Here is a 25,191-nt window from a genome sequence, read left to right as displayed (position 1 = left end):
GATTCGCCCGCTAATCGAGTCCGGCCGCGGCCGGCAGGGTGCGTGAGACGGCGGCGGGAAGGGCGGCGACGCGGTGCAGCGGCGCCTCCAGGAGGGTGAGGTCGCCGGCCCAGGGTGCGGCCTCCTCGATCACGGCCCTGGCCTGCTTCTTGGTCGATCCGGTCCGCCCGGTCAGCGCCTCACGCCAGACGTTGGCGATCTTTCCGTGCGCGCTGTCCATGATCCGCCGGACGGTCCTGCCGGTGCCGTCCGCCGGTGGCGGGAGCCGTACGGCGTCGAGCACATGCGCTTCGCCGCCGAGGCGGCGTACGGCGATGCCGTAGACGGGGGCGAGCAGCGCGGCGAGCGCGTCGCCGGGCGGCCGGGCGAGCAGCACCCGCACATGCCTCGCCCTGGTCGCGAGCAGCAGGCGGGGCAGTGCCGCCTCGAGTCCGGACGGCACGGCGATCGCCACCCGCTCGGGATCGGCGGCGTACGGCTTGGCCAGCAGCGTGGCGAGCCTCGTCCTGGGCGTGGCGGGCAGCAGCCCGCGCGGCCAGTCCCCGGCGAGCAGGCCGGGTTCGAAGTCGTCCAGAACTCCGTTCGCCGCCCCGTTCACCGCCCCCCTGGCGGACGCCGACTCGACGGCCTGGGGCCCCTGAGTGTAGATCGCGGTGGCGGTGTGATCCGCGGCCCGGTCGGTCAGCGCGGCCACGGCGGGCCAGGTCTTGGTGGTGGGCCGCAGGACGTAGAGATCCGCCGCGCTGCCGATGGCCTCCGCCCCGTGGTAGCGGTTGAAGTCAGGAAAAATAGCCTCGTTCAGCAGGTTAAGGGCAAGCAATGCTTTCTGTACTTTGAGGGCGAGCGCCGGGGTGCGCTCGGACGCGCCGTAGGCGACCAGGATCCGGCCCTGCTCCCGGTCGCGCAGGCCCTCGGCCGCCCGCGCTGCGAACAGCCCGATGCCCTCGGGTGTGTAGGGCGGATCGGTGATCGCGAGGTCGGCCCAGCCGCGCAGCGACGGCGGCAGGCCCAGCCGCAGATCCGCCCACCGGGTGCGCACGCCGAGATCCTGCCGGTCGATGTAGGCGAGGATCCGGTCGTCGACGTCGGCCACGGCGACCTCCACCTCGGGGTGGAGCATCCGTACGGCCATGCAGGTCAGGTCGTGGTCGCCCACGCACAGCAGACGGGCGCCGGGCAGCCAGAACCGCTCGCCGAGCAGGAGGGCCCGGCGCAGCACGGTCTCCGCCGTGGCGGAGACGTGATCGAGTGCGTGCCGCCCCCGGGGCGCCCCGTCGATCAGGGTCTCCAGCCGCCGCAGGACCTCGGCGTACGGCCCTTGCCGGAGACTAATGTACCAATAGTCCGAAATGTTGCTATTAACGTGTGGATGATACCCTTTAAGGGAATTTGTCTGGTTGGCCGGGACGCGGAAGCGGTCGCCGCTGTGCTCAAGGGGGAGCGTACGCAGCAGCGCCTCGACCGTACGCCGCGAGGTCGCGGTCTCCCGGACCAGATCGGCCAGGGTCCACCAGCGTCCGTCGCTCAGCAGTGCGACGGCTGAGCGGAGGCGACGGCCGTCCACGCCCGCCTTCGTCATCAGGTCGTCGAGCGCATCGAGTCCGGCCATGCCGCAACTGTATCCGGGACATCGGCCGATCGAAGTTTCGCGAACCAGTCTGAAAGGAACTATCAAGTCACGTAACCCTGAGGGAGCCGCCGGGAGGCCGTGCGGTACCCTCGACCCACTCCACAACCGCAGCAGGGCCAACGTCGTCCCTCTGTTCCAGCAGAAGCAGACGACGGGAGGAACTCCATGCCTGCTGCTCGCCGTGGCTTCCCCAAGCCACAGGGACTCTACGATCCGGCGAACGAACACGACGCCTGCGGCGTCGCCATGGTGGCCGATGTGACCGGCCGCCGCAGCTACGACATCGTCGCCAGCGCACTGACCGCGCTGCGCAACCTCGACCATCGCGGAGCCAGCGGAAGCGAGCCCGACACCGGTGACGGCGCCGGCATCCTCACCCAGATCCCCGACGCGTTCTTCCGCGAGATCGTCGCGGAGCTGGGGTGGCACGGCGAGCTGCCGCCCGAGGGCGCGTACGCCGCCGGCACGGCGTTCCTGCCGGCCGACGAGCGGGCACGCGAGACGGCGGTCCGGCTGATCGAGGAGATCGCGGCCGAGGAGGGGCTCACCGTCCTCGGCTGGCGGGACCTTCCGGTCGACGCCTCGCTCCCCGGGGCCGGGGCACGGGCGGTCATGCCGTTCTTCCGCCAGCTCTTCGTCAGCGCGACGGGCGGCGCACCGGGCGGCGAGACCGGCCCGGCGCTGACCGGCCTCGATCTGGACCGCGCCGTCTACCCCCTGCGCAAGCGGGCCGAGCACGAGGCCGACGTCTACTTCGCCTCGCTGTCCAGCCGGACCATCGTCTACAAGGGCATGCTGACCTCTCCCCAGGTCGAGCCCTTCTTCCCCGACCTGTCCGACGAGCGGTACGTCACGGCGATCGCGCTGGTCCATTCGCGCTTCTCCACCAACACGTTCCCCTCCTGGCCGCTCGCCCATCCCTACCGGTACATCGCGCACAACGGCGAGATCAACACGGTCAGGGGCAACCGCAACTGGATGCGCGCGAGGGAGGCGATGCTCGCCACCGGCCTCATCCCCGGCGACCTGCGGAGGCTGTTCCCGATCTGCGACCCGGACGGCTCGGACACCGCGTCGTTCGACGAGGTCCTTGAGCTGCTCCACCTGGGCGGCCGGTCGCTCCCGCACGCCGTGCTCATGATGATCCCCGAGGCGTGGGAGAACCACGCGGAGATGGATCCGGCCCGCCGGGCCTTCTACGAGTTCCACTCGACGCTGATGGAGGCCTGGGACGGGCCGGCGTCGATCACGTTCTCCGACGGCACGCTGGTCGGCGCCGTGCTCGACCGCAACGGCCTGCGGCCCGGCCGGTTCTGGGTGACCGAGGACGGCCTGGTCGTGCTCGCCTCCGAGGCGGGCGTGCTCGCCGACATCCCCCAGGACAGGATCGTGCGCAAGGGCCGGCTCCAGCCGGGCCGGATGTTCCTCGTCGACACCGCACGCGGCCGGATCGTCGAGGACGACGAGATCAAGGCCGAGCTCGCGGCGGCCGAGCCGTACGGCGACTGGCTGCACACCGGCCTGGTCCGCTTCGAGGAGCTGCCCGAGCGCGAGCACGAGCACCCCACCCACGAGGCGCTGGTCAAGCGGCAGCAGACCTTCGGCTACACCGAGGAGGAGCTGCGGGTCCTGCTGGCGCCGATGGCCAGGACCGGAGCCGAGCCGATCGGCTCGATGGGCACGGACACCCCGCTCGCCGTGCTCAGCCAGCGGCCGAGGCTGCTGTTCGACTACTTCAGCCAGCTCTTCGCGCAGGTCACCAACCCCCCGCTGGACGCGATCCGCGAGGAGCTCGTCACCTCCCTGCAGTCCACGATCGGCCCCGAGGGCAACCTGCTGGAGCCCGGCCCGGTCTCCTGCCGCCGTCTGGTGCTGCCGTACCCCGTGATCGACAACGACGAGCTCGCGAAGATCGTGCACATCGACGACGAGGGCGTGCTGCCCGGCTTCCGGCCGTACGTCGTGTCCGGCCTGTTCGACGCCGCGGGTGGCGGACGGGCCCTGGTCGACAGGCTGGCGGAGATCCGCGCCGAGGTCTCGGCGGCGATCGCGGACGGCGCGCGGATCATCGTGCTGACCGACCGAGGGTCCTCCCGCGATCGGGTGCCGATCCCGTCGTTGCTGCTCACCGGTGCGGTGCACCACCACCTCATCCGGGAGAAGACGCGCACAAGGGTCGGCCTGGTCGTCGAGACCGGCGAGGCCCGCGAGTGCCACCACATGGCCCTGCTCATCGGGTACGGCGCGAGCGCGGTCAACCCCTACCTCGCCATCGAGACCGTCGAGGCCATGGCGCTGGAGGGCGCGGCCGTCGCCGGCGGGCTCGGCCCCGACCCGGCCAAGGCCGTACGCAACCTGATCAAGGCGTACGGCAAGGGCGTCCTGAAGATCATGTCCAAGATGGGCGTCTCCACGGTCGCCTCCTACACCGGCGCGCAGATCTTCGAGGCGCTCGGCCTCGGCGCCGAGGTCGTCGACGAGTGCTTCACCGGCACCACCTCGCGTCTCGGCGGCGTCGGCTTCGACGTGCTGGCCAGGGAGGCGCTGGAGCGGCACGCCCGTGCCTACCCGCGCGCGGAGAACGCGCACCGGCGGCTGGAGGTCGGCGGGGAGTACCAGTGGCGGCGCGAGGGCGAGCCGCATCTGTTCAACCCCGAGACGGTCTTCAAGCTGCAGCACTCCACCCGGACCAGGCGGTACGAGATCTTCAAGGAGTACACCTCGCTCGTCGACGGGCGGTCCGAACGGCTGATGACGCTGCGCGGGCTGTTCAAGCTGCGCCCGGTGGCCGAGCCCGTGCCGATCGACGAGGTCGAGCCGGTCGAGTCGATCGTGCGGCGGTTCTCCACCGGCGCGATGTCGTACGGCTCGATCTCGCGGGAGGCGCACGAGACGCTGGCGATCGCGATGAACCGGCTCGGCGCGAAGTCGAACACCGGCGAGGGCGGCGAGGAGCCCGAGCGGCTGTACGACCCAGAGCGCAGGTCGGCGATCAAGCAGGTGGCCTCCGGCCGGTTCGGCGTGACCAGCGAATACCTGGTCAACGCCGAGGACCTGCAGATCAAGATGGCCCAGGGGGCCAAGCCCGGCGAGGGCGGCCAGCTGCCCGGCCACAAGGTGTACCCGTGGATCGCCAGGACCAGGCACTCCACCCCCGGCGTCGGCCTCATCTCGCCGCCGCCGCACCACGACATCTACTCCATCGAGGACCTGGCCCAGCTCATCCACGACCTCAAGAACGCCAACCCGCTGGCCCGCGTCCACGTGAAGCTGGTCGCCGAGGTCGGGGTGGGCACGGTCGCCGCCGGGGTCAGCAAGGCGCACGCCGACGTCGTGCTCATCTCCGGCCACGACGGCGGCACCGGCGCGTCGCCGCTGACGTCGATCAAGCACGCGGGCGCCCCCTGGGAGCTCGGCCTGGCCGAGACCCAGCAGACGCTCCTGCTCAACGGCCTGCGCGACCGCATCGTCGTCCAGGCGGACGGCCAGCTCAAGACCGGCCGCGACGTGATCGTCGCCGCGCTGCTCGGCGCCGAGGAGTTCGGCTTCGCCACCGCGCCGCTGGTGGTCTCCGGCTGCGTGATGATGCGGGTCTGCCACCTCGACACCTGCCCGGTGGGAGTGGCAACGCAGAACCCCGAGCTGCGCAGGCGGTTCAGCGGACGACCCGAGTTCGTGGTGAACTTCTTCGAGTTCATCGCGCAGGAGGTGCGCGAATACCTCGCCCTGCTCGGCCACCGGTCGCTGGACGAGGTCATCGGCCGGTCCGACCTGCTCGACACCGCCGCTGCCGTCGACCACTGGAAGGCGGCGGGCCTGGACGTGTCGCCCATCCTGCACCGGCCGGAGCTTCCGGAGGGAACGCCGCTGCGCAGGGTCGCCGAGCAGGACCACGGGCTCGGCAAGGCACTGGACAACACGCTGATCCAGCTCGCCGAGGGCGCGCTGACCGGCGGCGACCGGGTCACGCTCGAGCTGCCCATCCGCAACGTCAACCGCACGGTCGGCACCATGCTGGGTCACGAGGTGACCAGGCGGTACGGCGCCGCCGGGCTGCCCGACGACACGATCGACGTGACGTTCACCGGGTCGGCGGGCAACTCCTTCGGCGCGTTCGTGCCCCGCGGCATCACGCTGCGGCTCACCGGCGACGCCAACGACTACCTCGGCAAGGGGCTGTCGGGCGGACGCCTGGTCGTCCGGCCGCATCCCGACGCGCGGTTCGCCGCCGAGACGCAGGTCATCGCGGGGAACGTCGGCCTGTACGGCGCCACCTCGGGAGAGGTGTTCGTCCGCGGCGTCGCGGGCGAGCGGTTCTGTGTGCGCAACTCCGGCGCCACCGCCGTCGTCGAGGGCGTGGGCGACCACGGCTGCGAGTACATGACCGGCGGCCGGGTCGTCGTGCTCGGCCCGACCGGCCGCAACTTCGCCGCCGGCATGTCCGGCGGCATCGCGTACGTGCTCGACCTCGAGCCCGGACGGGTCAACCGCGAGATGGTCGAGATCGAGCCGCTGGACGAGGCGGACGCGGAGTTCCTGCGCGAGATCGTCGGCAGGCACCTGGCGGAGACCGGATCGGCGGTCGCGTCCGCGCTGCTCGCCGACTGGGAGGCGGCACTCGCCAGAATCGGCAAGATCATGCCGTCGGACTTCAGGCGGGTTCTGCGTGCCCGGGCCGCCGCCGAGGCCGAGGGCAGGGACATCGACCAGGCCGTCATGGCCGCCGCGCACGGATGAGGGGGTAACAACCGATGGCCGACCCGAAGGGTTTTCTGGCACACGGGCGCGAGCTGCCTGCCCGCCGCCCGGTCGACGTCCGCATCGGCGACTGGCGTGAGGTCTACGAGGACATCCCCCCGGCCACGCTGTCCCGGCAGGCGTCCCGCTGCATGGACTGCGGCATCCCGTTCTGCCACAACGGCTGCCCGCTCGGGAACCTCATCCCGGAATGGAACGACCTCGTCTACCGCGACGACTGGAGGGAGGCGGCCGAGCGGCTGCACGCCACCAACAACTTCCCGGAGTTCACCGGCCGGCTCTGCCCGGCTCCGTGCGAGACGGCGTGCGTCCTCGGCATCAACTCCGACCCGGTCACGATCAAGCAGGTCGAGGTCGAGATCGTCGAGCGGGCCTTCGCCGAGGGCTGGGTCGCCCCGCTGCCGCCGGCCGTGAGGACCGGCCGCCGGGTGGCCGTGGTGGGCTCCGGCCCGGCCGGCCTGGCCGCGGCCCAGCAGCTCACCCGGGCAGGGCACGACGTGGTGGTGTTCGAGCGGGCCGATCGCGCCGGCGGCCTGCTCCGCTACGGCATCCCCGAGTTCAAGATGGAAAAGCGCCACCTCGACCGCCGTCTCGCGCAGATGACGGCCGAGGGCACCGAGTTCCGCACCTCGGTGAACGTGGGCGTGGACATCACGGCGGCCCGGCTGCGGGAGGAGTACGACGCGGTCGTGCTCGCGGGCGGCGCCACGGCCTGGCGTGACCTGCCGGTGCCCGGGCGCGGGCTCGGCGGGATCCACCAGGCGATGGAGTATCTCCCGCCGGCCAACCGCGACCTGGACGCCTCGCCGATCTCCGCGCGCGGCAGGCACGTCGTGGTGATCGGCGGCGGGGACACCGGAGCCGACTGCATCGGCACGGCGATCCGGCAGGGGGCGGCCTCGGTCACCCAGCTCGAGATCATGCCGATGCCTCCGGCGGCCCGTACGGCCGGGCAGCCGTGGCCGACGTTCCCGATCCTGTTCAAGATGGAAAGCGCGCACGAGGAACTGGCGGCCCGCGGCGGCGAGCGGGTCTACGCCGTGTCCACCACGGAGTTCGTCGGCGACGCCGAGGGCAGGGTCAGGGCGCTGCGGCTGGTCGACGTCGAGGGCCCGGCCACCGGGTTCCGGCCGATCCCCGGCACCGAGCGGGAGATCCCCGCCGAGCTGGTCACGCTCGCCATGGGCTTCCTCGGCCCGGAGAAGGGACCGCTGCTCACCGATCTGGCGGCGCTCGCACCGGGAGACTTCTTCGACGCGAGGGGCAACGTGGCGAGGAACGCCTCCTACGAGACCGCCGTCGACGGCGTCTTCGTGGCCGGTGACATGGGCCGCGGGCAGTCACTGATCGTCTGGGCGATCGCCGAGGGCCGATCGGCCGCCGCCGCCGTGGACGGGAGGCTCAGCGGAGGGACGGCGCTGCCCGCTCCGATCCCGCCAACCGCACGTCCGTTGGTTTAGCTGTAGAAAATAGGACATATTCAAATTCAGGCAGCCGGGAGCGTCCGGCTGCCTGAAGGGTGCAGGAGCCGAAACGGGGGGGATCGGTGAACGCACGCGGACGTTTCGCCGCGATGGCCGTCTCGATGACGCTGATGGGCGCGATCGGCGCGACGGCCTGCGCCGGGCCCGATCCGGCGGATCACGCGGCGGGCGCAGCCCAGCCCTCCTCCAGCACCTCGGAGTCGGAACCGGCCGGCCGGACCGGCCGGTACCTGGTGTTCTACGCCTCCGGCGGCAAGGAAGCGGCGACCCGCGCCGTGACGGCCGCCGGCGGCACCGTGATCGGCGGGGACGACCGGCTCGGCTACCTGATGGCGCGCACCGGGGCGCCCGAGCGGATCGGGTCGGATCCGGCCGTCGTCGGCGTCTCGCTCGACCGGCCCGTCGGCAGGGTCTCCTCCGTTCCGGCCGCCGCGCCGTACGCGCGGTCCGCCTCGCGCGGGCCGTCGGCCGTACGGACGACCGCGCACGGGCGGCGGGCGGTGCGGGACGAGCCGCTGGCGGACCGCCAGTGGGACATGAAGATGATCGGCGCCACCCCGGACGGGTCGTACGGCAAGGCCAGGGGGAGCCACAAGGTCCTGGTGGGGGTCATCGACACCGGCGTCGACGGGAACCATCCCGACATCGCCCCCAACTTCAACCGCGAGCTCAGCCGCAACTTCGTCATGGACGAGCCGAACGACCCGAACGGCAAGAAGCTCGACGGCCCGTGCGAGCACCAGGGGTGCAAGGACCCGGCGGACGTGGACGACGACGGCCACGGCACGCACGTCGCCAGCACCATCGGCTCGCCGCTCAACGGAATCGGCATCGGCGGGGTGGCCCCCGACGTGTCGCTGGTCAACCTGCGGGCGGGCACCGACTCGGGGTACTTCTTCCTCAAGCCGACGATGGACGCCCTGGCGTACGCCGGGGACGTGGGCGTCGACGTCGTCAACATGAGCTTCTACGTCGACCCGTGGGCGTTCAACTGCACCGCCAACCCGCAGGACTCGCAGGTCGAGCGCCTGGACCAGAAGGGCGTCATCGAGGGCATGCGGCGGGCGCTCGCCTACGCCCGCGAGCGGGGCGTGACGCTGATCACCGCGATCGGCAACAGCGGCACCGACCTCGGCATGCCGAAGAAGGACACGACCAGCCCCAACTATCCGCTGGACAAGCAGCGCGACCGCAAGATCGACAACACCTGTGTCAACGTCCCGGCCGAGCTCGACGGCGTCATCTCGGTCACGGCCGTCGGGCCGAGCGGGCGCAAGTCCGCCTTCTCCGACTACGGGATCGAGCAGGCCGACATCGCGGCGCCCGGCGGCGATCTGTTCGACAGCGGGACCGAGCTCAAGGGCGCGCGGCGGGAGATCCTGGCCGCCGCCCCGGAAAGCGTCCTGCGGGCGAAGGGCTCGATCGGCAAGGACGGCCGCCCGAAGGACGCCTCGGTCGTCCGCGACTGCCAGGGTGGCAGGTGCGCCTACTACCAGTACCTGGAGGGCACCTCGATGGCCGCCCCGCACGCCACCGGGGTCGCCGCGATCATCATCGGCCGGTTCGGCGAGCCGGGCAAGGGCGGGGTCCACATGGACCCGGCGCAGGTCGAGAAGCTGCTGTACGCCTCCGCCGTGCAGAAGGCCTGCCCCTCGTCCCGCGCCTACAAGTACGGCCCGGACGACACGCAGGTGTGCGAGGGCGACGCGGCCAGGAACGGTTTCTTCGGCCGCGGCGTGGTCGACGCCGCCCGCGCCGCCACCGTCACGCGGTGATCGGGCCGGCGGGGTGGAAAGCCCGGTGGAGGCGGGCCGGGAGGAGTAGCGTGGACGGCGCAAGATGTGATGACGCCGCGCCGCCATCGGGCCGGATGGGTGAACTCCCTGGTGAGAGACCGTGAATACTCGGCGACGCATGCGCCTGCCGTCACATGAAGTGGTCTGTACCAATTAGGGTAGTACTTGTGAGTCGTCGAGCTAAGATCGTCTGCACCCTGGGTCCCGCATCCTCATCGCCCGAGCGTCTGCGCGAGCTCATCCTCGCCGGCATGAACGTGGCCCGATTCAACCTTTCCCACGGCAGCCATGAGCTGCACAGGGAGATCCTGGACCGGGTCAGGGCCGCCGCGGAGGAGTTGGGACGTCCCGTCGGCGTCCTCGCCGACCTGCAGGGCCCCAAGATCCGCGTCGGCAGGTTCGCCTGCGGCCCGGTACGGCTCGCCTACGGCGACGTCTTCACGATCACGACGGAGAACGTCCCGGGGGACCGCGAGATGGTCTCCACGACGTACGAGGGACTGCCCGGTGACGTCAATCCGGGCGACACCGTGCTGGTCGACGACGGCCGTCTCAATCTGGAGGTGACCGCCGTGGACGGGCCGCGCGTGGTCACCCGCGTGATCGTCGGCGGCATGATCTCCGACAACAAGGGCCTCAACCTGCCCGGGGTCGCCGTGAGCGCGCCCGCGCTCACCGAGAAGGACGAGACGGACCTGCGCTGGGCGCTGCGCACGGGGTTCGACCTGATCGCCCTGTCGTTCGTCCGGTCGCCGGACGACGCGCTGCTGGTCAGGAAGATCATGGATGAGGAGGGCGTCCATCTGCCGCTCCTCGCCAAGATCGAGAAGCCGCAGGCCGTCGAGCACCTCGAAGAGATCGTCAACGTGTTCGACGGAGTGATGGTCGCGCGCGGCGACCTCGGCGTGGAGCTCCCGCTGGAGCAGGTGCCGATCGTCCAGCGCCGGATCATCGAGCTGTGCCGCGAGAAGGCCCACCCGGTCATCGTGGCCACCCAGATGCTCGACTCGATGATGAACGCCCCGCGCCCGACCCGCGCCGAGGCCTCCGACGTCGCCTACGCCGTCATGGACGGCGCGGACGCGGTGATGCTGTCGGGTGAGACCTCGGTCGGCAACTACCCGGTCGACTCGGTCTCCACGATGCACCGCATCGCCATCGCGGCGGAGAGCACGAGCCTGGAGGCCACCCACACCCTGGACCGCCTGCCGGAGACCACCGGTGGCGCCATCGCCCGCGCTGCGGCCGAGGTGGGCGCGATCGTCAAGGCCAAGGCCCTCGTCGCGTTCACGATGTCCGGTGAGACGGCCCGCCGGCTGGCCCGCTACCGTTCGCCGATCCCGCTGCTCGCGCTGACCTCCAACCCGCAGGTGTGCGGCCAGCTCGCGCTGACGTGGGGGGTGGAGACCTTCGAGGTCCCGTTCGTCCACCACACCGACGACATGGTCCGTCAGGTCGAGGCGTCGCTGCTGTCGCTCGGCCGGTGCGAGAAGGGCGACAAGGTGGTGATCGTCGCCGGCTCCCCGCCCGGCACGCACGGGTCCACCAACGCCCTGCGGGTCCACACCATCGGCTCGGCGGTCGCCCACCCCGGGTGATCACCCGGAACACCGGGACACCGGGACGCCTGGACGCCTGTGGGCGTCGGACACCCGGGGCAGGGACACCTGGAGCACCGGGTGGCCGGGGAAAACCCCTTGATGGCCGCCGACTCCTGGTAAAGCATGGCAGTCGAGCCGTCTGATCCTGTCCATGCACCGGGGGGAGCGCCACGGAGACGATGCGCGAGCGGTCCGGATCCGGACCCGACACCCGACGCCCTTTATGGCACTCGCTGTGGCGGCTGCGGTCCTATCTGCGGCCGTACGCGCGAATCATGATCGTGTCCTGGGTCGCGGCCTTCCTCGGCATCGCCGCCGGCACGGTCATCCCGCTCGTCGGCAAGGAGATCATCGACGGCCCGGTGGCCCGGGGGGACCGCGCCGCGCTGCTCCCGCTCGGGCTGCTCGCCCTCGGACTCGGCGTCGCCGAGGCCGTGCTCACCTTCGTACGCAGGTGGTCGCAGGCGGGGCCGGTGCTCGGCCTGGAGACCGCGATCCGCGACGATCTCTACCGGCACCTGCAGCGGCTGCCGATGAGCTTCCACGACGAGTGGCAGTCCGGGCAGCTCCTGTCGCGCGCGACGACCGACCTGTCCACGATCCGTCGCTTCCTGGGCTTCGGAGTGCTGTTCCTGATCATGAACATCCTCCAGCTCACCGCGGTCGTCATTGTGCTCCTGCGGACGTACTGGCCGCTCGGCCTGCTCGTCACGGCGTCGGCCGTGCCGGTCGTGGCGCTGTCGCTGCGGTTCGAGAAGCGGTACATCCGCGTCTCGCGCCAGGTGCAGGACCAGCAGGGCGACCTGGCCACGCTCGTCGAGGAGGCGGCGCTCGGCATCCGCACGATCAAGGCGTTCGGCCGCCGCCGTCACCTCTACCGGGTGTTCGACGGGGCCGCGAGCGGGCTGCGCCGTACGGCACTGGACAAGGTCCGGCTGTCGTCGCGCTTCTTCACGTTTCTCGAGGTGATCCCGAACGTCACGCTGGCCATGGTGCTGCTGCTCGGCGCGGTCGCCGTGGGCGCCGGCGAGCTGACACTCGGCACACTGGTCGCGTTCACCACCCTCGTCCTGCAGCTGGTGTGGCCGGTCGCCTCGCTGGGCTACATCCTCGCGATGGGGCAGGAGGCGATGACCGCCGCCGACCGGGTCACCGAGGTGCTGGACACCGTCCCCGCCATCACCGGCCCGCGAAACGAGACCGCCAGAGAAGACGGGACGGGCAGAGGAGACGACACCGGCAGAGAAGACGGGACAGGGACGGAGGCCGGGGACGGGCGGCGCGCCGCCGGGAGGCGGCCGGGCGGGCGGGGACATCTGCGGTTCGAGGGGGTGGAGTTCCGGTTCCCCGGCGCCGACCGGCCCGTGCTGCGGGACGTCCGGCTCGACGTGCGGCCGGGCGAGACGGTCGCGATCGTCGGGGCCACCGGCTCGGGCAAGACGACGCTGACGTCGCTGGTGCCCAGGCTCCGCGACGTGACCGGCGGCCGGGTCACGATCGACGGACGCGACGTGCGGGACCTGTCGCTCCCGGCGCTGCGTTCGATGGTCGCCACCGCGTTCGAGGAGCCGACGCTGTTCTCGATGAGCGTGCGGGAGAACGTGGCGCTGGGCCGGGCCGGCGCCACCGACCGGGAGATCCGGGAGGCACTGGAGATCGCCCAGGCCGTGTTCGTCTTCGACCTGCCCTGGGGGCTGGACACCCGGATCGGCGAGCAGGGCATGTCGCTGTCCGGCGGTCAGCGGCAGCGCCTGGCCCTGGCCCGGGCGATCCTCGGCAGACCCCGCGTCCTCGTGCTCGACGACACCCTGTCCGCGCTCGACGTGGAGACCGAGGCCCTGGTGGAGGAGGCGCTGCGCGGTGTTCTCGCCGACGCGACCGGCCTCATCGTCGCCCACCGGGCCTCGACCGTGCTGCTCGCCGACCGGGTGGCGCTGCTCAGCGACGGCTCCATCGCGGGCGTCGGGCGGCACGCCGAGCTGCTGTCGTCGGTGCCGGAATACCGTGCGCTGCTCGCGCAGGACGCCGATCTCGATCCAGAGCGGGCACTGCGGTGAACGACTCCTGGCGGGGCGTCGCGGCCGAGGACCAGGACCAGGTGTCCGACAGCGTCTCCCTGCTGCTGCGCACGCGCTCGCGCCGGCTGCTCGCCGATCTGCTGCGGCCGCACCGCCGGCGGATCGCACTGCTGACCGCCGTCATCGTGCTGTCCAGCGCGGCCGGCCTGGCCCTGCCGTACCTGGTGAAGGCCGGCATCGACGACGGCATCCCGCCGATGCTGGCGGGCGGCGGGCCGGGAACACTGCTGACGATCATCGCCCTGGTCGTCGCGGCCACGCTCGTCCAGGCGCTCACCCGGATGGTGTTCCTCCAGATGTCCGGCCGGATCGGGCAGGACATCCTGCTCGAACTCCGCCGCCGGGTCTTCGACCATTTCCAGCGGCTGTCGCTGTCGTTCCACGAGAAGTACACCTCCGGCCGGGTGATCTCCCGGCTCACCTCCGACGTCGAGGCGATCGGCGAGCTGCTGGACTCGGGCTTCGACGGCCTCGTCACGGCGGTGCTGACCCTCTGCGGCACCGCGATCATGCTGCTCGTGCTCGACGTCCGCCTCGGGCTGGCGGCGCTGCTGCCGCTGCCGGTCCTGCTGCTGTTCACCCGGTGGTTCCGCAGGGAGTCGAGCGTCGCCTACCGCCGGAGCCGTCAGGCGGTCGCGCTGGTCATCGTCCACTTCGTCGAGTCGATGACCGGCATCCGCGCCGTACAGGCGTTCCGCAGGGAACCGCGCAACCAGGAGATCTTCGAACGGCTCAACGCCGGCTACCGTGACGCCAACATGCGCAGCACCCGCCTGGTCGCCGTGTTCATGCCGGGCATCAAGCTCATCGGCAACGTCACGGTGGCGGCCGTGCTGCTGTACGGCGGATGGCTCGCCTTGAACGGCACGGTGACGGTCGGCGTGCTCGCCGCCTTCCTGCTCTACCTGCGGCAGTTCTATGAGCCGATGCAGGAGATCAGCCAGTTCTACAACGCGCTGCAGTCGGCCGGCGCCGCGCTGGAGAAGCTGTCCGGCGTGCTGGAGGAGCGGCCCGACGTCGCCGAGCCGCCCCGGCCGGTGCCGCTCGGCGGCGCGCGGGGCGGGGGGAGCGACGGGACGCGCGGGGCGCGCGGCGGCCTGCGGTTCGAGGCCGTGGAGTTCGGCTACGGCGGTGGCCGGGCCGTACTGCCCCGGCTGGATCTGGAGATCTCCGCGGGGCAGACCGTCGCCGTGGTCGGCACGACCGGTGCGGGCAAGACCACGCTGGCCAAGCTGATGGCCAGATTCTACGACCCCGTGGCCGGGCGGATCCTGCTCGACGGCGTGGACCTGCGTGACCTCGACGAGGCCGAGCTGCGCCGCCACGTCGTCATGGTGACCCAGGAGAACTTCCTGTTCACCGGCACGATCGCCGACAACGTCAGGTTCGGCCGGCCGGACGCTCCGACGGCCGCCGTCGTCGAGGCGGCCGAGGCCATCGGCGCGCACGCGTTCGTCTCCACGCTGCCCGAGGGGTACGGCACGCAGGTCGGCAAGCGCGGCGGCCGGATGTCGGCGGGGCAGCGGCAGCTCGTCGCGTTCGCCCGGGCCTTCCTCGCGGATCCCGCGGTGCTGATCCTCGACGAGGCCACCTCCAGCCTCGACGTGCCCAGCGAACGGCTCGTGCAGCGGGCGCTGCGCACGATCCTGGCCGACCGGACCGCGGTGATCATCGCGCATCGGCTGTCGACCGTGGAGATCGCCGACCGGGTGCTCGTGATGGAGGGCGGCCGGATCGTCGAGGACGGGGCGCCGGAGGGTCTCATCGCCCGCTCCGGCAGATTCGCCCGTCTGCACCAGGCCTGGCTGGACAGCCTGGCCCGATCGTGAGAAGAGTGCCCCGGGTGGGACTCGAACCCACACTGTACGGGTTTTGAATCCGCTCCCTCATGCCAATTGGGGTACCGGGGCTTCAACCCGGACTCTATACGGTCGTCCGGATCCCGTCGCTCGGAGCCTAGCGGATCGATGATCGTCCGCACGACCCCTTGCGTGGTCCCAATGTAGCGGACATCGGTAACCTCTTGTGCGTGAGTACCCAGCGACGAGTGGTGATCGCGGAAGACGAGGCCCTGATCCGCCTCGACCTGAAGGAGATGCTCGAAGAGGACGGCTATGCCGTGGTGGGGGAGGCCGGCGACGGGGAGACCGTGGTCGAGCTGGCCACGGAGCTGCGCCCCGACCTGGTGGTCCTGGATGTGAAGATGCCGGTCCTCGACGGGATCTCGGCCGCCGAGCGGATCGTCGCCGAGCGGATCGCCCCCTGCCTCATCCTGACCGCGTTCTCCCAGCGTGACCTGGTCGAGCGGGCCAGGGACGCGGGAGCGATGGCGTACCTGGTCAAGCCGTTCACCAAGGGCGACCTGGTTCCGGCCATCGAGATGGCGATCAGCCGGCACGAGGAGATCACGGCGCTGGAGAGGGAGGTCTCCACCCTCTCCGGACGGCTGGAGACGAGGAAGCTCGTGGACCGGGCCAAGGGCCTGCTGATGACCCAGCACGGGTGGACCGAGCCGCAGGCGTTCCGGTGGATCCAGAAGGCGTCCATGGACCGCCGCATGAGCATGCGTCAGGTGGCCCAGATCGTGGTGTCCGAGGCCGTGAAGAAGGACGCCCCGCCGGAGGAGGGCGCGCAGCCCAGCCCGGAGAGCCCCCAGCCTTGATCACGAAGTCAGACCGAAAAAACATGATAAGCCGATGCACGGGGTCTCTGACCAGGCTTAAAGGGATATTTCCCAATTCCGTTACACGTTGATTACTAAACGAAGAGGATCTCCATAACAAAGCCATAACCGTGATGGCCTCTGTATCGACCTGTGACTTCCCGTGGTTGTACTACCGGTCACGACCCCACGGCTGACCGCTGGATGGGGGCGGATGCGTATCCGATCCCCGTAAGGGGATCCAGCGAAAGGAAGGCAACCTTGCGATCCAAGATCGCTCGCCTTGGCGGCATTGTCGCGGTCGGTACAGCGCTGACCCTCGGCCTCGCGGCGTGTGGAAGTGGCACCGATGACGCCTCCTCGTCCGGTGGTCAGGGTGATGGTGGGGGCGCCACCACTCTGAAGATCGGCTTCATGGGCGACCTGACCGGTGAGAACTCGGCGCTCATGATCCCGCCGTCCCAGGGCGCGCAGCTCGCGGTGGACGAGTTCAACGCGAAGTCGACCGACGTCAAGGTCGAACTGGTGAAGTACGACAGCCAGGGCAACCCCGACCAGGCTGTCCCGCTGGCCCAGAAGGCCGTCACCGAAGACAAGATCGTGGCGATGGTGGGCCCGGGCTTCTCCGGTGAGTCCCGCAACGTCGGCCCGGTCCTGGAGCAGGGCAAGATTCCGAGCGTGACGGGCTCGGCGACCAACCCGGCGCTGGCCGAGAACGGCTGGAAGTACTGGCACCGCGTCGTGGCCAACGACGCCATCCAGGGTCCCGCCATCGCGGACTTCCTGGTCAAGGCCAAGTCGCCGAAGAAGGCGTTCGTCATCGACGACGCGCAGGAGTACGGCGCCGGCCTCGCCGACGCGGTGGCCAAGGAGTTCGAGAACCAGGGCGTCGCGGTCGAGCGTGACAAGATCGACCCGAACGGCTCCGACTACTCCTCCACGGTCACCAAGGTGAACGCCGCCTCGCCCGACGTCATCTACTACGGCGGCTACTACGCCCAGCTCGGCCGGCTGCTCAAGCAGCTGCGTGACGGCGGCGTGACCGCGACCGTGGTCTCCGGCGACGGCGCCGTCGACCTCAAGCTCGTCGAGGCCGCGGGCAAGGAGGCCGCCGAGGGCGCCGTGCTCGGCTGCCCCTGCCTCATCCCATTCGGCTCCGATGTGCCGGAGCTGAAGGCCTTCAGTGAGAACTACAAGGCGAAGTTCGGCAGCGACCCGCTGATCTACGCCTCCGAGGGCTATGACGCGACGACCGCCATCCTGAAGGCGATCGAGGCCGGCAACACCACAGCGGAGAAGATCAACGACTTCCTCGCGACCGTCGACTTCAAGGGCGTCTCCAAGCAGATCAAGTTCGGCCCGAACGGTGACATCGCCGCGAACATCATTCACGTCTACCAGATCAAGGATGGCAACCTCGACTGGCTGGGCGACACCACGCAGGCTCAGCTCGGCTGACGCGTCCAGTTCGATCTGAGAACGCTGGGGAGCGGGAGCGAACCGCTGCTCCCGCTCCTTCCTGCCCGGCGACTACCGTCGCCCCGGTTCGAAAGCGACCACCGTGCTCAACGACTTCATCAATCAGGTCGGGCCCTCCACCGTGGGTGGCCTGTCCATCGGCGCCATCTACGCGCTGATCGCCCTCGGTTACACGATGGTGTACGGCGTGCTGCGCCTCATCAACTTCGCCCACTCCGAGATCTTCATGATCGGCGCCTTCGCGGCGCTGTTCGTGATCATGAAGATGGGGATCACCGGCCCGCTCACCGGCATCGCGCTGATCGGGCTACTGCTCCTGCTGCTGCTGGTGGCCATGGCGGCCTCCGGCGGCGCGGCCGTCGTGCTGGAACAGGTGGCCTACCGGCCGCTGCGCAGGCACGGCGCCGGGCGGCTCGCCGCACTCATCTCCGCGATCGGCGCCTCGATCTTCCTCCAGGAGCTCTTCGCCCTGGTGATCATCCCCGAGGTCTTCGACCGCCCGTCCCAGGGACGCATCCAGGTCCCGGTGCCGCGGCTCCTCGATCGTGAGACTCTGCTCACGATCGGGAACACGGAGATCAGGAACGATCACGTCATCATCATCGTCTCGGCGGTGGTCATGATGATCCTGCTCGACGTCTTCGTGAACCGCACGAAGATCGGGCGCGGCATCCGGGCCACGTCACAGGACCCCGAGACGGCCACGCTCATGGGCGTGAACATCGACCGGGTGATCCGTACCACCTTCCTCGTCGGCGGTGCGATGGCCGGAGTCGCCGCGCTGCTGTACGCCATGGAGCTCGAAAACCTCCGTTACAACGTCGGCTTCCTGCTCGGCGTCAAGGCGTTCACCGCCGCGGTGCTCGGCGGCATCGGCAACCTGCGCGGCGCGCTCCTCGGCGGGCTCGCCCTCGGCCTCATCGAGAACTGGGGTGCGATCTTCTTCGGCTCAGAATGGAAGGACGTCATCGCCTTCACGATCCTCGTTCTCGTCCTCCTGTTCCGTCCCACCGGCATCCTCGGTGAATCCCTCCAGCGAGCGCGCGCATGAACGCAAACTCTCACAGTGGAAACCCGCTCACGTCGCTCTGGCGCACGGTCGGCGGCCTCAGCGACGAGGTGCGCGACCGGTGGGCGGCGGCGCCTGGCTGGACGCGCTGGACGGCCTATGTTCTGCTGATCGCCCTGGCGGTCATCGCCCCCCATCCGGCCATCGGGTCGTTCATGGCCCCGGACTCGCACTGGCCTTCGCTGCTGTTCAGCCCGATCGGCACGTTCGTGCTGCTGGCGGTGGGCCTGAACGTGGTGGTCGGCCAGGCGGGACTGCTCGACCTCGGCTTCGTCGCCTTCTACGCCATCGGCGCGTACACCATGGCGGTCTTCGGCACCAAGTACGGCTGGAACTTCTGGGGCGTGCTGATCATCGCGATCTTCATGACCGCGATCTCGGGCATCGTCCTCGGTTCGCCCACCCTGCGGCTGCGCGGAGACTATCTGGCGATCGTCACGCTGGGCTTCGGGGAGATCGTCCGGATCACCGCGCAGAACACCGACTACATCGGCGGTGCACGCGGCATCACGAACATCCCCCATCCGCCGTCGCTGTTCGGGGTGGAGTTCGCCCTCGATCCGCTGCCGTACTACTACCTGCTGGTGGCCGCGGTCGTGCTGGTGGTGATCGTCGCCAAGCGGCTGGAGCGTAGCCGGGTCGGCCGCGCCTGGGAGGCCATCCGGGAGGATGAGGACGCCGCCGAGCTGATGGGCGTGCCCACCTTCCGGTTCAAGCTGCTGGCCTTCTTCGTCGGCGCCATGATCGGCGGCCTGACCGGCGCCATCTGGGCCAGCAAGGTCATCGCGATCCAGCCGCCGAACTTCCCGTTCATCCTGTCGGCCACCATCCTGGCCGCCGTGGTGCTGGGAGGTTCCGGAAACCTCCCGGGCGTCGTGATCGGCGCCTTCCTGGTCGCCTGGCTGCCCGAGCGGTTCCGCGGCTTCGCCGACTACCGCATCCTCATCTTCGGCGCGGCGCTCGTGCTGATGATGGCGCTGCGTCCGGAGGGGCTGCTGCCGGCGCGCCGTCGCCGCAACGTCCTGGGCAACGGCGAGAACGACGCCGGCGCGGAGTCCGGTGGTACGGCGTCGGGGGACGCGGGGGACAAGGAGGTGGCCAAGTGAGCGGGCAGAAGGCGTTACTCGAACTCCGCGCCGTCACGATGCGCTTCGGCGGCGTGCAGGCGCTCGGCGGGGTCGACCTCGCCATCGGGGAGGGGGAGATCTTCGCGCTGATCGGCCCGAACGGCGCGGGCAAGACCACGGTGTTCAACGCGATCACCGGTGTCTACCGGCCGACCTCCGGCGAGGTGCGCTTCAACGGCGAGAAGATCAGCGGTCTGAAGCGATTCACGATCACCAAGCGCGGCATCGCCCGCACCTTCCAGAACATCCGGCTGTTCCACAGCATGTCGGCTCTGGAGAACGTTCTGGTCGGCTTCGACGCGCACAACCGCACCGGCGCGGTCGGCGCGGCGCTCGGCCTGCCGTGGCACCGCCACGCCGAGCGCCGCGGGCGGGAGCGCGCGATGGAGTTGCTGGAGTTCGCCGGCATCGTGCACCGGGCCGACGAGACGGCCAAGAACCTGCCGTACGGCGACCAGCGCCGGCTGGAGATCGTGCGAGCTCTCGCGACCGATCCCAAGCTCCTGCTGCTCGACGAGCCGGCCGCCGGCATGAACCCGGCTGAGAAGATCGAACTCCAGGGACTGATCAAGAAGATTCGCGACGCGGGCCGCACGATCCTCCTGATCGAGCACGACATGTCACTGGTCATGGGCATCAGCGACCGCATCGCCGTGCTGGACTTCGGGCAGAAGATCGCCGAGGGTCTCCCGGCTGAGGTGCAGAGCGATCCGAGGGTCATCGAGGCGTACTTGGGGGCACCCGCAGATGCTTCTTGAGATCAAGGACATTCACGTCCACTACGGCAAGATCGAGGCGCTCAAGGGGGTTTCGCTCGAGGTCGACGAGGGCGAGATCGTGACCCTCATCGGCGCGAACGGCGCGGGCAAGACCACCACGCTCAAGACGATCTCGGGTCTGCGTTCGCTGACGTCGGGCAGCATCGTCTTCGACGGCAAGGACATCAGCAGGCTGCCGGGCCACAAGCGGGTGCTGGTCGGCATCGGCCAGTCGCCGGAGGGCCGGGGCGTCTTCCCCGGCATGTCGGTGATGGAGAACCTGCTCATGGGCTCCTACACCCGGTCCGGTGACTTCTCCGAGGACCTCGCCGAGGTCTTCGAACTGTTCCCGCGGCTGGCCGAGCGCAAGAACCAGCAGGGCGGCACCATGTCCGGCGGCGAGCAGCAGATGGTGGCCATCGGCAGGGCGCTGATGAGCAAACCCAAGGTGCTGCTGCTGGACGAGCCGTCGATGGGCCTGGCGCCCAAGCTGGTGGCCCAGATCTTCTCGATCATCAAGGAGATCAACAACCGGGGGACCACGGTCCTGCTCGTCGAGCAGAACGCCCGGCAGGCCCTCCAGATCGCCCACCGGGCGTACGTCCTGGAGACCGGCAGGGTCGTGAAGTCCGCTCCGGCGGCGGATCTGCTCGACGACCCCCAGGTCAGGGAGGCCTACCTGGGTGGTGCCCTGGGACAGCACTGACGGATCCGTTCGCCGTGGCGACGATCGCGTCACGACGGAGAAGAGGCCGGTCGGGACGGTGTTCCCGGCCGGCCTTCCGCGTCGGAGCCTGTCACCTCCGCCGGTTTCCCGCCCGGACGGCGGCGGAACCGGCTCCGTTCACAAGCGGGCCGTTCTGCTCACCGCGCTCGCTCTGTCCACTGGGCCGCTCTGTTCACTGCGATCGCTCTGTTCGCTGCGGCCGGTTCTGTCCATGAGCGGGCCGTTCTGTTCGCCCGGGCCGCTGTGCACGCCGCGGCCCCCGCGCCGCCGGCGTCTCGAAAGACGCGAAAACGGTGGACGAGGCGCGGAGAAAGCTTGGTGAGCCCGCGGAGGACCTTTGGGTCCGTACACAGCTTCCCCGGCTCCGCACGTTGTCTACTCGGTCCCCACGGGCTCTGGGGGCACCACGCTAGCGACCCGAGGGGCAGGTGTGCAAAGAAAGCCGCAAGGTCGTTCTGTTATGGAGTCAATGAGTGGAATGTCTGCTTCTCTCGGCCCGGCCGCGATGGTACGGCGTGACGATCACTCGGCGTCGCGGAGCATGCAGGTCAGGCGCGCCGTGCACACCCGCCGCCCGAGGTCGTCGTTGATCTCGATGTGGTAGGTCGCGAGCGTACGGCCGCCGTGCACGAGGGTCGCGATCGCGGTGACGTGGCCGGATGCGGCCGACCGATGGTGCGTCGCGCTGATCTCGATTCCCACGGCGATCCGCCCGGGGCCCGCGTGCAGCGTGGCGCCGAAGGATCCCAGCGTCTCGGCGAGCACGCAGGAGGCGCCGCCGTGGAGCAGGCCGTACGGCTGGGTGTTGCCCTCGACGGGCATGCGGCCGACCATCCGCTCGGCGCTCGCCTCAAGGACCTCGATGCCCATGCGCTCGTGCAGGTGGCCCTCGCCGGCCCGGTTGACGGCGGCGAGGAACTCCTCGGGATCGATGAGGGTCAAGGGGAGACCTCCTCTGGGCGGAGCCCGGGTTTTATGTCGTACAGGGAGACTAGGCTGCGGATGTGCCGAAGAGTGAAGCGACCCCCGACCGTCCGCGGCTGCTGCTCCTGGACGGGCATTCCCTTGCGTACCGCGCCTTCTACGCGCTCAAGGACGCCAATCTCATGACGACCGACGGCCAGCACACGGAGGCGGTCTACGGTTTCACCTCCATGCTGACCAACGTCCTGCGCGACGAACGGCCGAGCCATGTGGCGGTCTGCTTCGACCGCAGCGAGCCGACCTTCAGGCACGAGGCGTACGACGGATACAAGGCGAACCGGGCGGAGACGCCGGAGGACTTCCGCGGCCAGATGCAGCTCATCTTCGAACTGCTCGACGCCCTGCGCGTTCCCCGGCTGTCGCTGGCCGGATTCGAGGCCGACGACCTGATCGCGACGCTGGCCACCCGGGCCGCCGCCGAGGACATGGACGTGCTGATCGTCACCGGGGACCGCGACGCGCTCCAGCTCGTCGACGAGCGGATCACCGTGCTGATGACCAGACGCGGCATCAGCGACATGACGCGCTTCACCCCTGAGGCGGTCGCGGACAAGTACGGCCTCACCCCGGCGCAGTACCCGGACTTCGCCGCGCTGCGCGGCGATCCCAGCGATAACCTGCCCAACATCCCCGGTGTGGGCGAGAAGACCGCCACCAAGTGGATCGTCGAGTACGGATCGCTCGACGAGCTGGTCAGGCGGGCCGACGAGGTGAAGGGCAAGGCGGGCGAGCGGCTGCGCGATCATCTCGGCCAGGTGATCCACAACCGGATGCTGACCGAGCTGCGACGCGACGTCGTCGTCGAGGCGGGTGTGGCCGACCTGACGATGGGCCAGTGGGACCGCGAGGAGGTCAACAGGCTGCTCGACGCCCTGCAGATCCGGGGCGAACTGCGCGAACGGCTCTTCAAGACCCTCGGCGCCTCCGGTGCGGCGGAGCCCGAGGCGGAGGAGGGCTTCGAGCTCGAGGTGACCGTGCTGGAGCCGGGCCAGGTGGCCGGGTGGCTGGCCGGCCTGCCCGAGCCGTCCGAGCAGGAGGGGGGCCGGGCCGGGCTCGCGTTCCGCGGCGCGTACGGCAGCGGCACCGGCCGGTTGGACGGCATCGCCATCGCCACGGCGACCGGCGCGGCCTACGTGGACCCCACACGGCTCACCCCCGAAGACGAGGCGGCCCTCGGGGAGTGGCTGGCCGACGAGTCGCGGCCCAAGGCCGTACACGACGCCAAGGGGCCGCTGCTCGCGCTGTGGGCGTACGGGCAGGACCTGCGCGGCCTCACCTGTGACACCGCCCTGGCGGCCTATCTGGCGCTGCCGGGGCAGCGTTCGTTCCCGCTCGACGACCTGGTGCTGCGCTACCTGCGCCGTGAGTTGCGTACGGAGACCGCGCCGAACGGCCAGGCCTCGCTGTTCGACGACGTCGACGCGGGCGAGGCCCGTGACCTCGCTCTGCGGGCCCATGCCGTACGCGAGCTGGCCGACGCGCTGGAGGAGCACCTGTCGAAGCGCGGCGGCACCCGGCTGGTCACCGAGGTGGAGCTGCCCCTGGTGCGGGTGCTGGCCGAGATGGAGCGGGCCGGGATCGGCACCGACAGGCAGTATTTCGCCGCGCTGGAAGCGGAGTTCGGCGCCGCCGTGAAGCAGGCCGTCGAGGCCGCGCATCAGGTCGTGGGCGAGCAGTTCAACCTGAGCTCGCCCAAACAGCTCCAGGAGATCCTCTTCGGCAAGCTCGGCCTGCCGAAGACCAAGAAGATCAAGACCGGGTACACGACGGACGCCGACGCGCTGGCCTGGCTGGCGCTGCAGACCGACAACGAGCTGCCGACGATCCTGCTCAGGCACCGTGATCAGACCAAGCTGCGGACCACGGTCGAAGGGCTGATCAAGGAGATCTCCGACGACGGGCGCATCCACACGACGTTCAACCAGATCGTCGCCGCGACCGGGCGGCTGTCGAGTGAGAAGCCGAACCTGCAGAACATCCCGATCAGGACCGTCGAGGGCCGCCGCATCCGCAAGGGCTTCACCGTGGGCGAGGGCTACGAGACGCTGCTGACGGCGGACTACAGCCAGATCGAGCTGCGGATCATGGCGCACCTGTCGGGGGACGAGGCGCTGATCGCCGCGTTCGAGTCGGGTCACGACTTCCACCAGGCGACCGCCGCCAGGGTCTTCGACCTGCCGCCCGAGGAGGTGACCGCCGACCTGCGGGCGCGCATCAAGGCGATGAACTACGGCCTGGCCTACGGGCTGTCCGACTTCGGGCTGTCCGGTCAGCTCGGCATCTCCGTCCAGGAGGCCCGGGCGCTCAAGGAGGAGTACTTCGAGGAGTTCGGCGGAGTCCACGACTACCTTGAGGCCATCGTGGCGCAGGCACGTACAGATGGCTATACCGAGACCATCCTCGGCCGCCGCCGTTACCTGCCCGACCTCACGAGCGACAACCGTCAGCGGCGCGAGATGGCGGAGCGGATGGCGCTCAACGCGCCCATCCAGGGTTCCGCCGCCGACATCATCAAGGTCGCCATGCTCAACGTGCGGCAGGCGATGGCGGGCATGCGCTCGCGGATGCTGCTCCAGGTCCACGACGAGCTGGTGTTCGAAGTCGCGCCGGGGGAGCTGGAGGGCCTGACCGCGCTCGTGCGCGAGCAGATGGGCGCGGCCTACGACCTGCGGGTGCCGCTCGACGTCTCCGTCGGCGTCGGCGAGACGTGGGAGGACGCCGGCCACTGATCGACTCCATGACGTTCGTCACCCAGGACGATCGAATCCAGTGGCGATCGACTCTATGGTGTTCGTCGTTCGGAGTGATCGTCTTCAGGGGTGATCGGCTCCGGCTTCGGCCGGTACCCCAGCGCTGATCGGTATTCAGCGCCGATCGGTATCCAATGCCGATCGGCGGTCAGCGTTGATTGATTTCAGTGCCGATCGGTTTCAGTGTCGATCGGCGGTCAGCGCTGATGGGTTTCAGCGCCGATCACCGGCGGCTTTTCTCGCCTGCCCGTCACTTGATCATGGTCCCGAGCCCGGTCAACGTTCGAT

At 69.9% G+C, this 25,191-nt stretch carries 15 protein-coding genes and 1 tRNA gene; 13 read left to right on the top strand and 3 right to left on the bottom strand.

Going from position 1 to position 25,191, the window contains the following annotated elements; all coding sequences use genetic code 11:
• Window positions 1-10: 10 nt before the first annotated feature.
• Window positions 11-1,609 carry a bis-aminopropyl spermidine synthase family protein gene (locus ACQP1K_RS18185; protein WP_433496904.1) on the bottom strand — a complete coding sequence of 533 codons (1,599 nt, stop codon included), beginning with the start codon at window positions 1,607-1,609 and terminating at the stop codon, window positions 11-13.
• 186 nt (window positions 1,610-1,795) lie between these two features.
• Here ACQP1K_RS18185 and gltB point away from each other — a divergent pair, with 186 nt between their 5' ends.
• From gltB to ACQP1K_RS18155, 6 genes are all read left to right on the top strand, one after another.
• Window positions 1,796-6,367, top strand: coding sequence for a glutamate synthase large subunit (gene gltB, locus ACQP1K_RS18180; RefSeq protein WP_433496903.1), 4,572 nt, complete (start codon window positions 1,796-1,798; stop codon window positions 6,365-6,367).
• A 14-nt stretch (window positions 6,368-6,381) separates the two neighbouring features.
• Window positions 6,382-7,848, top strand: coding sequence for a glutamate synthase subunit beta (locus tag ACQP1K_RS18175; RefSeq protein ID WP_433496902.1), 1,467 nt, complete (start codon window positions 6,382-6,384; stop codon window positions 7,846-7,848).
• A gap of 86 nt (window positions 7,849-7,934) precedes the next feature.
• The gene (locus tag ACQP1K_RS18170) at window positions 7,935-9,647 is read left to right on the top strand and encodes a S8 family serine peptidase (protein WP_433496901.1); all 1,713 of its coding nucleotides are present in this window, start codon (window positions 7,935-7,937) and stop codon (window positions 9,645-9,647) included.
• A 188-nt stretch (window positions 9,648-9,835) separates the two neighbouring features.
• Entirely contained in the window at window positions 9,836-11,266 is a 1,431-nt protein-coding gene (pyk, locus tag ACQP1K_RS18165) for a pyruvate kinase (protein ID WP_433496900.1), read from the top strand.
• Between the two features lie 182 nt (window positions 11,267-11,448).
• Window positions 11,449-13,326: an ABC transporter ATP-binding protein gene (locus ACQP1K_RS18160; protein ID WP_433496899.1), complete on the top strand. Its 1,878-nt coding sequence runs from the start codon at window positions 11,449-11,451 to the stop codon at window positions 13,324-13,326.
• Window positions 13,323-15,176: an ABC transporter ATP-binding protein gene (locus ACQP1K_RS18155; RefSeq protein ID WP_433496898.1), complete on the top strand. Its 1,854-nt coding sequence runs from the start codon at window positions 13,323-13,325 to the stop codon at window positions 15,174-15,176. The genes ACQP1K_RS18160 and ACQP1K_RS18155 overlap by 4 nt, the downstream gene beginning before the upstream one ends.
• Before the next feature lie 6 nt (window positions 15,177-15,182).
• On the opposite strand, the gene ACQP1K_RS18150 is transcribed toward ACQP1K_RS18155, so the two are convergent.
• A tRNA-Leu gene (locus ACQP1K_RS18150) sits at window positions 15,183-15,257 on the bottom strand.
• Between the two features lie 119 nt (window positions 15,258-15,376).
• Between ACQP1K_RS18150 and ACQP1K_RS18145 the strand changes: the two genes are divergently transcribed.
• The 6 genes from ACQP1K_RS18145 to ACQP1K_RS18120 all read left to right on the top strand — a co-directional run bounded on the left by ACQP1K_RS18145 (window position 15,377) and on the right by ACQP1K_RS18120 (window position 21,148).
• Window positions 15,377-16,009 carry an ANTAR domain-containing response regulator gene (locus tag ACQP1K_RS18145; protein WP_433496897.1) on the top strand — a complete coding sequence of 211 codons (633 nt, stop codon included), beginning with the start codon at window positions 15,377-15,379 and terminating at the stop codon, window positions 16,007-16,009.
• A gap of 261 nt (window positions 16,010-16,270) precedes the next feature.
• The gene (locus tag ACQP1K_RS18140) at window positions 16,271-17,467 is read left to right on the top strand and encodes a branched-chain amino acid ABC transporter substrate-binding protein (RefSeq protein ID WP_433496896.1); all 1,197 of its coding nucleotides are present in this window, start codon (window positions 16,271-16,273) and stop codon (window positions 17,465-17,467) included.
• Between the two features lie 103 nt (window positions 17,468-17,570).
• Window positions 17,571-18,539, top strand: coding sequence for a branched-chain amino acid ABC transporter permease (locus ACQP1K_RS18135; RefSeq protein WP_433496895.1), 969 nt, complete (start codon window positions 17,571-17,573; stop codon window positions 18,537-18,539).
• Window positions 18,536-19,663 carry a branched-chain amino acid ABC transporter permease gene (locus ACQP1K_RS18130; RefSeq protein WP_433496894.1) on the top strand — a complete coding sequence of 376 codons (1,128 nt, stop codon included), beginning with the start codon at window positions 18,536-18,538 and terminating at the stop codon, window positions 19,661-19,663. The genes ACQP1K_RS18135 and ACQP1K_RS18130 overlap by 4 nt, the downstream gene beginning before the upstream one ends.
• A 38-nt stretch (window positions 19,664-19,701) precedes the next feature.
• A complete protein-coding gene (locus ACQP1K_RS18125; protein WP_433501575.1) occupies window positions 19,702-20,442 on the top strand; it encodes an ABC transporter ATP-binding protein in 741 nt (246 codons plus the stop codon).
• Window positions 20,432-21,148, top strand: coding sequence for an ABC transporter ATP-binding protein (locus tag ACQP1K_RS18120; RefSeq protein WP_433496893.1), 717 nt, complete (start codon window positions 20,432-20,434; stop codon window positions 21,146-21,148). Before ACQP1K_RS18125 ends, ACQP1K_RS18120 begins: the two co-directional genes overlap by 11 nt.
• 543 nt (window positions 21,149-21,691) lie before the next feature.
• Here ACQP1K_RS18120 and ACQP1K_RS18115 read toward each other — a convergent pair.
• On the bottom strand, window positions 21,692-22,039 hold the full coding sequence (locus tag ACQP1K_RS18115; protein WP_433501574.1) for a PaaI family thioesterase: 348 nt from the start codon (window positions 22,037-22,039) through the stop codon (window positions 21,692-21,694).
• A 134-nt stretch (window positions 22,040-22,173) separates the two neighbouring features.
• Between ACQP1K_RS18115 and polA the strand changes: the two genes are divergently transcribed.
• Window positions 22,174-24,882: a DNA polymerase I gene (gene polA / locus ACQP1K_RS18110; protein ID WP_433496892.1), complete on the top strand. Its 2,709-nt coding sequence runs from the start codon at window positions 22,174-22,176 to the stop codon at window positions 24,880-24,882.
• Window positions 24,883-25,191 lie beyond the last annotated feature (309 nt).

This window comes from Sphaerimonospora sp. CA-214678, assembly GCF_050942215.1.
Lineage (GTDB): Bacteria > Actinomycetota > Actinomycetes > Streptosporangiales > Streptosporangiaceae > Sphaerimonospora.
The sequence above is the reverse complement of the archived record's forward strand: the minus strand, read 5'-3'. Positions and strand labels throughout refer to the sequence as shown.